We start from the raw sequence: 10427 nt of genomic DNA, 5'->3' as shown, positions 1-10427 counted from the left end.
GCTGCCCGAACGACCCGATGAGGTGCACATCTTGGAACTTCGCAGCATCCTGAGAGCGCTGGCCAGGAGCTGGCCCGTCGTGATCGTCTGCATTCTGCTCGGGGTCTCTGCCGGCTGGGCCGCCACTGCGCTCTCGACCCCCGTCTACCAGGCGCACGCCCAGCTGTTCGTCTCCGCCCAGTCCGGTGGCGAAACCAGCGAGCTCCAGCAGGGCAACAGCTTCTCGCTGGCCCGGGTCCAGTCGTACGCATCGATCGTGACCAGTCGTCAGGTCACCCGGTACGTCGTCTCCGCCCTCGGCCTCGACACCACGCCGGACGAACTCGCCGGCCGGATCACCGCGGAAGCGCCGATCGGCACCGTGCTGGTCAACATCACGGTCAGGGACACCGAGCCGCGTCGCGCGGCGGCCGTCGCAGATGCGGTTGCCTACCGCTTCAGCGATGTCGTCGAGCGCCTGGAGACCCTCGGCGCCCCGTCCCCCAACAGGGTGGCCAAGTCCCCGGTGAAACTGGGCGTCACCCAGACGGCCTCGGTCCCCTCGGCCCCGGTCAGCCCGCGTCCTGCTCTCAACCTTGCCGCGGGCCTGATCGCCGGTCTTTTGCTGGGCGCGGGGGCCGCCCTGCTCCGGGAGACCCTCGATGTCACCCTCAAATCTGCGGACGCCTTGGCTGCCCTCACCGGCCTGCCCGTACTCAGCTCGATTCCCTTCGACAAGGACAGCCCGCAGCAGCCGCTCGATGCCGGTGCCGCAGGGCACTCGGCGCGGGCCGAGGCATTCCGCCATCTGCGGACGAACCTGCAGTTCGCCCAGATCGGCGACCGGCCTCGGGTCATCGTCGTCACCAGTTCGCTGCCCGGCGAAGGCAAGACCAGCACCGCGGTCAACCTCGCCTTCTCGCTCACCGAGGCCGGCACCTCCACCTGCCTCGTCGACGCCGATCTGCGCCGCCCCTGCGTGGCCGGCACCCTCGGGCTCGTCCAGGACGCCGGCCTCACCAGCGTGCTGATCGGCCAGGCGCGGATCGGGGATGTGATGCAGACAGCGGGCGGGCTCTCCGTCCTGACCAGCGGCCCCGTCCCGCCGAACCCCACCGAGTTGCTCGCCTCCGAACGGATGACGGAGTTGCTGTGCGAACTCGCCGCCGGCTACGAGGCCGTGATCGTCGACACTGCCCCGCTGTTGCCCGTGGCCGACACGGTGGCCCTCGCCACCTTTGCTCACGGCGCACTCCTGGTCGTACGCGCCGGAAAGACCCCGCGCGACCGGGTCGCGGCGGCCACCGAAGCCCTGCGTACGGTGGGGGTGCGGACCCTCGGCACGGTCTTCAGCATGAGCCCGAAGCCGAGGCAGGGGGGATACGGATACGGATATGGCGACCCGTCGGCCGCACAGACCCCGCCGCCACGTCCATGCGTCGAGGAGGAGCTGTCCCACGGAGCAGCGCTGCTGCGGGGTGGGGTCAAGTGACGCGCCCGGACGGCACCCCGCGGTATCGAGGAGACCTACCCATGGATGACGACGACGCGGCTCGGCTGACCATCCTCTTCATCTGCACCGGCAATGTGCACCGCTCCCCCCTGGCCGAACGGCTGCTGGCGGCCAGGCTCCCGGAAGCGCGGGTGGGCAGTGCGGGCACCAGGGCCCGGCACATCGCGGGCATGCATCCGGCAACCGGTTCCGTGCTGAAACAACTGGGCGGGAACAGCGCGAGGTTCACATCACGGCTATTGAGGCCGGAGCTGGTTGCGGAGGCCGATCTCGTACTGGGTCTCGAGCGGGAGCACCGGGAGACGGCCGTACGGCTGTGGCCGGTGGCCCTGCGCAAGTGTTTCACGGTCAGGGAGTTCTTGCGGCTGGCGCATGGGGAGGCGGTCGCGCCCCGGGAAATGATCGCCCGGGCCGCGGCCGCCCGCGGCAGTCTGGCGCCGGTGGAGCGGGCTGCAGACGGGATCGCAGACCCTTGGGGTGCCTCGTACGACGTACTGCTGACGTGCGGGCGGGAGATCGACGAGGCCGCTGCGGAGCTGGCCGGGATGCTGGCGGAGGTCCAGCCCGTAAGGCCAACTAATCTCCCACCGCCGAAGGGCGAGCCGCTCGGTCAAGTACCGCAGTGTACGGCTGGGCAGATCGATCGACTACGGGTAGACAAGCACGCGAAGCTCCTGGCGGGTACGGGTGATCTTGGTTGAGAACCCGTCTACCAGGAGCTTGCTCGTTTCCGTGCAACCCTTGGCCCCCAACAGCCCGGCATCGCGGTCAGGTCGGAAAAGGAGCAGAGCGAGTGGCTGGTGGGAGCGGGCCGGGGTGATGGTCCAGCTCGCCGTGGCGATCGTGCTCGGGGCCAGGAGTGCGCTGGAGGCCGAGCAGCTTCAGTTGCACCACCAGGGCTTGTTCGGAGCCCCGCAGCCTCCGCCCGGCGACCTCGATCCACGGGAAGCCGCCGACCGCAGGTGAAGCAGGGTCCACACATGGCGGCGTACCCGTCGGCGTACTCGTCGGCGGACCTTCGCGATCTTCGCCACCCTGCGAAGGACACACACCCATCACGGAAACGTCATGTCCGGATGGCCCGCGCCTCTTGATTCGTACCGCTTTGTGATTGGTACCAGGCGTAGGTGCTGGCGATCCCGTCGTAAAGCCTGATCTCAGGTGCCCATCCCAACGCCGTGATCCGCGAGATGTTGAGAACCTTACGCGGTGTGCCGTCCGGCTGAGCCGGGTCCCATTCGAGAACGCCTTCGTAACCGACGATGGACGCCACCATCTCCGCAAGTTCACGGATGGTGAGGTCCTCCCCGGTTCCCACGTTGACGGGTGAGTCCGAGTCATATCGTTCTAGAAGCAGGAGGCAGGCACGCGCGAGGTCGTCGACATGGAGGAACTCTCGACGGGGTGTTCCGGTCCCCCAATTGACCACTTTGGGTACCGCGTCGACCCTGGCTTGATGGAAGCGCCTGATCAGTGACGGCAGCACATGCGAGTCCTCGGGATGAAAATTGTCGCCGGGACCGTACAGATTCGTCGGCATGGCGCAGATCCAGGGCAGGCCGTGCTGCCGGCGCACGGCCCTGACCTGGATGATTCCAGCGATCTTGGCGAGCGCATATGCCTCGTTGGTTTCCTCCAGAGGGCCGGTCAGCAGGGCGTCCTCGCGAATGGGTTGAGCAGCGGCCTTCGGATAGATACAGCTTGAGCCGAGGAACAACAGCCTTCGTACGCCGTGTTGCAGCGCCGCGTCCAGGATATTCACCTGGATACGTAGGTTGTCGGAGATGAATTCGGTGGGCAGGGTGGCGTTGGCCTTGATTCCCCCGACCCGAGCTGCAGCAAGGATAACGGCGTGTGGCTGGTTCGCCGCGAACCAGGCGAATACAGCATGACGGTCCCTCAAGTCCAATTCTGCCGAACTCGGTCCGAGCAGTGCGGTGAATCCTTCGGCGGTTAGATGCCTCCAGAGTGCGGACCCGACGAGCCCGTACCGTCCTGCGACAAACACCGGAGCGGAGCGGTCCATCGGCTGGAGAGTCGCGGTTGGTGCTGTGGATGAGATGCTCATCAGCGGGTGCTCCTGTCGGCCGGTTCACTGCTACGCGGGTGTTCGGTCCTCTTGCGCAGACCCAAGCTGTCCGGCCCTCCCGGCTATACGCATTGGGCTGAGTCCTCAGCTTATTACCCAAAGCCGCAAACGGGGCACGTCGCCATAATGCATAGAGAATGGTGGCGAACTCGCTACCCTGGCGTTGCGCTGGGACTCTCCACCGGAAAGCCAAGGCAAGCACGATGTAAGCTTCGCCGTTTCGGTTGGGGCGATGAGGCGTCGTTGAGGGGTAACTGTCGGGTGGCCGATGCGATTTCACGCGCTCGAAGAGATCACCATAAAGCTCGTAACAGGATCTTGGTGAGATGCCCTGGTCGGGCGTAACCAGTGTGATGATCCGGCCGTTCGGGAGGGTGTGAGTACTCGGCCGTGGATCGCGGACGACGACTCAGGGCACTGATCGCGCCTCTGCTGCCGCCCTGGCCGACGAGGTCGCCAGGCCCTCGGCCGGTGGCAGACCGGCCGTGTCTGCAGGGCATCCTGTACGTCCTCTACAACGACATCGCCTGGCAACACCTGCCCCTTGAACTGAGGTTCGGCTTTGGACAGACCTGCTGGCGAAGACCGGAGCGTCGGCAGCAGGCAGGGGTCTTCGACCAGCTACACCGCATCCTGCTGGCCGAGCTGAACGCGGCCGGCCAGCTCGATTGGTCCAGAGCCGGCGTGGACGGCTCCCACATCCGGGCGAAAAAGGGGGCGCCGACACCCGTCCGTCGCCGGTCGACCGGCGCAAGACAGGCAGCAAACACCACCTGATCTGCGACGGACGCGGCACTCCGCTCAAGGTCATCACAACCGCGGCGAATGTCAACGACGTCACCCAGACCCGCGCCGTGGTCGACGGCATCCCGCCAGTGGCGGGCCGTCCCGGCCGGTCCCGCAGACGCCCGGACGCCCTGCTCGGCGACAAGGGCTACGACTCCAACCCCAACCGTGACGAGCTGCGCAAAAACCGGATCCTGCCCGTCATCTCCCGCAAGGGATCCCCGAACATCAAGGGCATGGGCAAGCTCCGTTACGTGGTGGAGCAGACCTTCGCCCTGCTCCACCAGTTCAAACGACTCGCCGTCCGATGGGAACGCCGCACCGCACTCCATGACGCGTTCGTCTCGCTCGCCTGCAGCCTCATCTGCTGGCGACGCCTCAACAAGGCCGACTCGTGATCGTGTTACGAGCTCTTATGTCGTTTCCGGATGGCTCATCGAGAGCGCGGATGTCCATCCGGTGTCCATCACCTTCTGGGAGATTCTGCCCGAGGCCGCTCGGCAGATGGTGCTGGACCGCAGGTGTCGTTGGTGCGAGTGGCGGCCCTGGGAAGTCAAGCAGGTGGCGGCGAGCTCGCGGTACTCCTCGCTGGGCCGCTCGGTTCTGCGGCGGGCGATGAAGGCCCGGTGATGGGAGATCACTTCTTCCGGGTAGATCGCGGCATACCCCATGGTGGTGTCCAGAGCGGCATGGACGCAGATCTTCGCGGCGATGTGCGGGGGCAGTCCGGAGCGGATGGCGACGGTCACGAAGATCCTTCTGCAGTCGTGGGGGCGCCATTCGAGCGGGTCGCCGGCCACGGTGATCTGGGCGGACTGCGAGGTCGCACGAGGCACTCGCGGAGGTAACTGCGGGTCAGAGGCCTCTCCCGGTGCCGTACCCGCGCGGGAACAGGAACGGCATGGGCGGGCTCCAGGTCTGCTCGAACACGTCGTAGGCCGACACCAGCAGCAGGGCGGCGTTCCCGGCCCGGACCCGGAGGATGACCGCGGTCAGCACCTCCGCCACCTCCGAGGAGACCAGCAGCAGGCGCTCCGCATCGGTCTTGGACGGAGGCTCCCCGAGATGCGAAGGATGCTGACAGTGGGTCAAATGGGACACATGAGAGGACCTTCGACCATGGCTGCCCCCAGGAAATACCCGCTGGAGTTGCCTGATCGTGCGGTGCGGATGTATCACACCGCCGATCCGAAGCCGCAGATCAAGCGGCTGGCCGTCGATCTCGGCGTGCGTCCCGAGGCCCTGCGCGGCTGGATCCGCCAGGCCGAGGCGGATGTCGGCGGGCGCGACGACCGGCTCACCGCGCACGAGAGGGCCGAACTCGCGGCCCTGCACAAGGAGAACGCCCAGCTCAAGCGGGCCAACGACGTGCTGCGGCCAGCCTCGGCGTTTTCGCGGCGCAACTCGACCCGACCCGGCCCAGGTGACGGCGCTCATCGACGAGCACCCCCGCCCGGGAGTCGAGTGCGTACTTCGGGAACTGCGCACCCCCTCCTCCACCTACTACCGCCGGCGCCAAGCCGAGCCACAGCCGTGCGAACGACGGCGCCGGGACGCCCAGCTGACTGAGAAGGTCCGCGAGATCCATGCAGACTCCGGCGGGATCTACGGTTCGCCGAGGGTGCACGCCGTGCTCAAGCGCGAGGGCGCCCATGTGGGCTGTACGCGGGTAGAAGGGCTGATGCGCGAAGACGGTCTGGCGGGGGTGCCCGCACCGGAAGGGCTTCACGCGCCGGGATCCGAAGGCCACCTTGGCCCCGGACCTGGCGAACCGGGACTTCACCGCGTCGGCACCGAACCGGCTGTGGGTCACCGACCTGACGTTGATCTCCACCGGTGAGGGGCCGTTGTGGCTCTCGGCGATCCGGGACGCATTCTCCCGCCGTGTCGTCGCCTGGGAGACCTCCGGACGTGCGGACGGCGACCTGGTGCCTCACGGCTGGCGAGCGCCATGACGCTCACAACCAGTCTACTGCGAGCGGGAATTGAGGCGTCCATGGGATCCGTCGGAGACTCGTACGATAACGACCTCGCGGAGAACTTGTGGATACTGATCAAGACGGAGGGCCTGCGCGGGCGCACCTTTGCCACGAGGGCTGGGGCGTATCTCGCTCTTCGAGTACATCGACGGTTTCTATAGCAGCCGACGCATCCAGGAACGGCGCGGCTTCCTCAGCCCCGTCGAGTTCGACGAGAAGCACTACACCAAGCAGGCGACGACTGAACCAACGAACCTGAACACCCGTCAACCCTATCTGACCAGCTGGTCAGCACCTCCCTGACGACGAGGGAGCTTCAGAGGTAAAGCATCCCAAACGCTGACCGATACGCTAATCGCATGATATACAGCGACATTCGCTGTTAACCCTCGCTATGAGCCGCGGTGCAGAATTTTCGGTTGCTAGGGTGAAAATTGGGACGCTGAACGCTGCGGTTGGGCTGCACAACAGTGCGGGTACACGGTCATGCCCTCGAACGAATCAGTGCGACATACCCGTGTGACACACCTCTGCGTATTCGTTTTCAGTGCTGCAGGAAGGTTCCGTGATGAAGCGTCAGGCTTTGCGCAGATCGTGGGTCCGGACCGCCACCATGTTCTCGGCGGGGACCTTTGGCTTTGCCGTAGGTCTTGCTTCGTCGACGACCGCTCCAGCGAACGCGACAGAGGGGTCCGTCGATTACTCCCTCGGTGTGCCCGGCCCGAACGGCGCTGTGAGTACCGATTTCAGGGCCCGCACACAGCGGACGGCCGATGACGATGGTGACGGACCGGACAAGTACGAAGGCGGCAGCGGCAAGCCTCATAAGCACCCGAGCCATAATCCCCCGAGCCATCACGGCCATCACGGCCCGCAAGGCCCGCAAGGCCCCCAGGGGGCTCAGGGGGCTCAGGGCAGCCAAGGTAATCAAGGGGGCGCCGGCGCGCAGGGAAGCCAGGGTGATACGGGAAGCCAAGGCAGCCAGGGTAACCAAGGCAGCACCGGAGCCCAGGGAAGCCAGGGCGACCCCGGCGCGCAGGGCACCCAAGGCGGTACCGGGGCCCAGGGAAGCCAGGGGGACCCCGGCGCGCAGGGCACCCAAGGCGGTACCGGGGCCCAGGGAAGCCAGGGGGACCCCGGCGCGCAGGGCACCCAAGGCAGCCAGGGTGATACGGGCGCTCAGGGCACGCAAGGGTTCCAGGGCACCCAAGGCACCGCAGGCGCTCAAGGCACCCAGGGCGACACAGGCGCCCAAGGCACGCAAGGATTCCAGGGCACCCAAGGCACCCAGGGCGACACGGGCGCTCAAGGCACGCAAGGACACCAAGGCACCACAGGCGCCCAGGGCACGCAGGGCGATACGGGTGCTCAGGGCACGCAAGGATTCCAGGGCAACCAAGGCACCACAGGCGCCCAAGGCGACACGGGCGCCCAAGGCACGCAAGGATTCCAAGGCACCCAAGGCACCACAGGCGCCCAAGGCTCCCAGGGCGACCCCGGCGCGCAGGGCAGCCAAGGCAGCCAGGGTGATACGGGCGCTCAGGGCACGCAAGGGTTCCAAGGCACGCAAGGCACGCAGGGCACGCAGGGCACGCAGGGCACGCAGGGCACGCAGGGCACGCAGGGCACGCAGGGCGATACGGGTGCTCAGGGCACGCAAGGATTCCAGGGCAACCAAGGCACCACAGGCGCCCAGGGCACCCAGGGGTTCCAGGGCACCCAAGGCAACCAGGGCGACACGGGCGCCCAAGGCACCCAAGGCACCCAAGGATTCCAGGGCACCCAAGGCACCACAGGCGCCCAAGGCACCCAGGGATTCCAGGGCACCCAAGGCACCGCGGGCGCCCAGGGCACCCAGGGGTTCCAGGGCACCCAAGGCAACCAGGGCGACACGGGCGCCCAAGGCACGCAAGGATTCCAGGGCACCCAAGGCACCACAGGCGCCCAGGGCACCCAGGGGTTCCAAGGCACCCAAGGCAACCAAGGCACCACAGGCGCCCAAGGCACCCAGGGGTTCCAGGGCACGCAAGGCACGCAGGGCGACACGGGCGCCCAGGGCACCCAAGGCACCACAGGCGCCCAAGGCACCCAAGGATTCCAGGGCAACCAAGGCCCGCAGGGCGACACAGGCGCCCAGGGCACCCAGGGGTTCCAGGGGACCCAAGGCAACCAAGGCACCACAGGCGCGCAAGGCACCCAAGGGTTCCAAGGCAACCAAGGCACGCAGGGCGACACAGGCGCCCAAGGCACGCAAGGATTCCAAGGCAACCAAGGCACCACAGGCGCCCAAGGCACCCAAGGGTTCCAAGGCACCCAAGGCAACCAAGGCACCACAGGCGCCCAAGGCACCCAAGGGTTCCAGGGCACCCAAGGCACCCAGGGCGACACGGGCGCCCAAGGCACGCAAGGATTCCAAGGCAACCAAGGCACGCAGGGCGACACAGGCGCCCAAGGCACCCAAGGATTCCAGGGCAACCAAGGCACGCAGGGCGACACAGGCGCCCAAGGCACCCAAGGATTCCAAGGCACCCAAGGCACCCAAGGCACCACAGGCGCCCAAGGCACCCAAGGATTCCAAGGCACCCAAGGCACCCAGGGCGACACGGGCGCCCAAGGCACGCAAGGATTCCAGGGCAACCAAGGCACGCAGGGCGACACAGGCGCCCAAGGCACCCAAGGATTCCAGGGCACCCAAGGCACCCAAGGCACCACAGGCGCCCAAGGCACCCAAGGGTTCCAAGGCAACCAAGGCACGCAGGGCGACACAGGCGCCCAAGGCACCCAAGGATTCCAGGGCAACCAAGGCACCACAGGCGCCCAAGGCACCCAGGGGTTCCAGGGCACGCAAGGCACGCAGGGCGACACGGGCGCCCAGGGCACCCAAGGCACCCAAGGATTCCAGGGCAACCAAGGCACGCAGGGCGACACAGGCGCCCAGGGCACCCAGGGGTTCCAGGGGACCCAAGGCACCCAAGGCACCACAGGCGCGCAAGGCACCCAAGGGTTCCAAGGCAACCAAGGCACGCAGGGCGACACAGGCGCCCAAGGCACCCAAGGGTTCCAGGGCAACCAAGGCACCACAGGCGCCCAAGGCACCCAAGGGTTCCAGGGCACGCAAGGCACGCAGGGCGACACGGGCGCCCAGGGCACCCAAGGCACCACAGGCGCCCAAGGCACCCAAGGGTTCCAAGGCAACCAAGGCACGCAGGGCGACACAGGCGCCCAAGGCACACAAGGGTTCCAAGGCAACCAAGGCACGCAGGGCGACACAGGTGCCCAAGGCACCCAAGGGTTCCAGGGCAACCAAGGCACGCAGGGCGATACGGGCGCCCAAGGCACACAAGGATTCCAGGGCACCCAAGGCACCACAGGCGCCCAGGGCACCCAAGGGTTCCAGGGGACCCAAGGCACCCAAGGCACCACAGGCGCCCAGGGCACCCAAGGGTTCCAGGGGACCCAAGGCACCCAAGGCACCACAGGCGCCCAAGGCACCCAAGGGTTCCAAGGCAACCAAGGCACGCAGGGCGACACAGGCGCCCAAGGCACCCAGGGGTTCCAGGGCACCCAAGGCACCACAGGCGCCCAAGGCACGCAAGGATTCCAGGGCACCCAAGGCACCACAGGCGCCCAGGGCACCCAAGGGTTCCAGGGGACCCAAGGCGCCCAAGGCACCCAGGGGTTCCAAGGCACCCAAGGCACCACAGGCGCTCAGGGCACCCAGGGGTTCCAGGGCACCCAAGGCACCCAAGGCACCACAGGCGCCCAAGGCACGCAAGGATTCCAAGGCACGCAAGGCACGCAGGGCGACACGGGCGCCCAGGGCACGCAAGGATTCCAGGGCAACCAAGGCACCACAGGCGCCCAAGGCACCCAGGGGTTCCAAGGCACCCAAGGCACGCAGGGCGACACAGGCGCCCAGGGCACGCAAGGATTCCAGGGCAACCAAGGCACCACAGGCGCCCAAGGCACCCAAGGATTCCAAGGCAACCAAGGCACGCAGGGCGACACAGGCGCCCAAGGCACCCAGGGGTTCCAGGGCAACCAAGGCACCCAAGGATTCCAAGGCAACCAAGGCACGCAG

General features: G+C 67.2%; 11 protein-coding genes. 9 read left to right on the top strand and 2 right to left on the bottom strand.

Annotation, left to right across the window (positions count from 1 at the left end; all coding sequences use genetic code 11):
• Nucleotides 1–31: 31 nt before the first annotated feature.
• The 3 genes from AB0G17_RS27640 (at nt 32) to AB0G17_RS27630 (ending at nt 2458) form a co-directional block, all read left to right on the top strand.
• Complete coding sequence (locus tag AB0G17_RS27640; RefSeq protein ID WP_361388375.1) at nt 32–1471, top strand: polysaccharide biosynthesis tyrosine autokinase; 1440 nt, start codon at nt 32–34, stop codon at nt 1469–1471.
• Between the two features lie 41 nt (nt 1472–1512).
• Nucleotides 1513–2193 carry a hypothetical protein gene (locus tag AB0G17_RS27635; protein WP_361388371.1) on the top strand — a complete coding sequence of 227 codons (681 nt, stop codon included), beginning with the start codon at nt 1513–1515 and terminating at the stop codon, nt 2191–2193.
• Between the two features lie 118 nt (nt 2194–2311).
• Complete coding sequence (locus AB0G17_RS27630; protein ID WP_361388368.1) at nt 2312–2458, top strand: hypothetical protein; 147 nt, start codon at nt 2312–2314, stop codon at nt 2456–2458.
• A gap of 100 nt (nt 2459–2558) precedes the next feature.
• Here the strand turns inward: AB0G17_RS27630 and AB0G17_RS27625 are convergent, their stop codons facing one another.
• Complete coding sequence (locus AB0G17_RS27625) at nt 2559–3560, bottom strand: GDP-L-fucose synthase (protein ID WP_361388365.1); 1002 nt, start codon at nt 3558–3560, stop codon at nt 2559–2561.
• 411 nt (nt 3561–3971) lie between these two features.
• Here AB0G17_RS27625 and AB0G17_RS27620 point away from each other — a divergent pair.
• Nucleotides 3972–4765 (top strand): IS5 family transposase gene (locus tag AB0G17_RS27620; protein WP_361388362.1). Its coding sequence is split into 2 segments (ribosomal slippage): nt 3972–4290 and nt 4290–4765, totalling 795 coding nucleotides; the frame shifts between segments, so codons are not numbered across the junction.
• A 15-nt stretch (nt 4766–4780) separates the two neighbouring features.
• Here AB0G17_RS27620 and AB0G17_RS27615 read toward each other — a convergent pair.
• Nucleotides 4781–5203 carry a hypothetical protein gene (locus AB0G17_RS27615; RefSeq protein WP_361388444.1) on the bottom strand — a complete coding sequence of 141 codons (423 nt, stop codon included), beginning with the start codon at nt 5201–5203 and terminating at the stop codon, nt 4781–4783.
• On the opposite strand from AB0G17_RS27615, the gene AB0G17_RS27610 reads away from it, so the two are divergent.
• The 5 genes from AB0G17_RS27610 to AB0G17_RS27590 all read left to right on the top strand — a co-directional run.
• Complete coding sequence (locus AB0G17_RS27610) at nt 5103–5936, top strand: transposase (protein WP_361388359.1); 834 nt, start codon at nt 5103–5105, stop codon at nt 5934–5936. The genes AB0G17_RS27615 and AB0G17_RS27610 overlap by 101 nt on opposite strands.
• The gene (locus tag AB0G17_RS27605) at nt 5848–6207 is read left to right on the top strand and encodes an IS3 family transposase (protein ID WP_361388435.1); all 360 of its coding nucleotides are present in this window, start codon (nt 5848–5850) and stop codon (nt 6205–6207) included. Before AB0G17_RS27610 ends, AB0G17_RS27605 begins: the two co-directional genes overlap by 89 nt.
• The gene (locus AB0G17_RS27600) at nt 6119–6322 is read left to right on the top strand and encodes a DDE-type integrase/transposase/recombinase (RefSeq protein ID WP_361388356.1); all 204 of its coding nucleotides are present in this window, start codon (nt 6119–6121) and stop codon (nt 6320–6322) included. Before AB0G17_RS27605 ends, AB0G17_RS27600 begins: the two co-directional genes overlap by 89 nt.
• A gap of 129 nt (nt 6323–6451) precedes the next feature.
• A complete protein-coding gene (locus AB0G17_RS27595; RefSeq protein ID WP_361388353.1) occupies nt 6452–6649 on the top strand; it encodes a hypothetical protein in 198 nt (65 codons plus the stop codon).
• 262 nt (nt 6650–6911) lie between these two features.
• Nucleotides 6912–10427, top strand: a 3516-nt coding sequence (locus AB0G17_RS27590) for a collagen-like protein (RefSeq protein ID WP_361388350.1), incomplete at its 3' end; no start/stop codon positions are given.

Origin of the sequence: Streptomyces sp. NPDC023838 (genome assembly GCF_040639555.1) — a bacterium.
Classification (GTDB): Bacteria; Actinomycetota; Actinomycetes; order Streptomycetales; family Streptomycetaceae; genus Streptomyces.
Note: the sequence above shows the minus strand (reverse complement) of the source record. Positions and strands in the feature narration are given on the sequence as shown.

Excerpts from the sequence above, each read along its gene's own strand:
- AB0G17_RS27610 (WP_361388359.1), top strand. The coding sequence starts at position 5,103 with ATGGCGACGGTCACGAAGATCCTTCTGCAGTCGTGGGGGCGCCATTCG.
- AB0G17_RS27625 (WP_361388365.1), bottom strand. The coding sequence starts at position 3,560 with ATGAGCATCTCATCCACAGCACCAACCGCGACTCTCCAGCCGATGGAC.
- AB0G17_RS27630 (WP_361388368.1), top strand. The coding sequence starts at position 2,312 with ATGGTCCAGCTCGCCGTGGCGATCGTGCTCGGGGCCAGGAGTGCGCTG.
- AB0G17_RS27635 (WP_361388371.1), top strand. The coding sequence starts at position 1,513 with ATGGATGACGACGACGCGGCTCGGCTGACCATCCTCTTCATCTGCACC.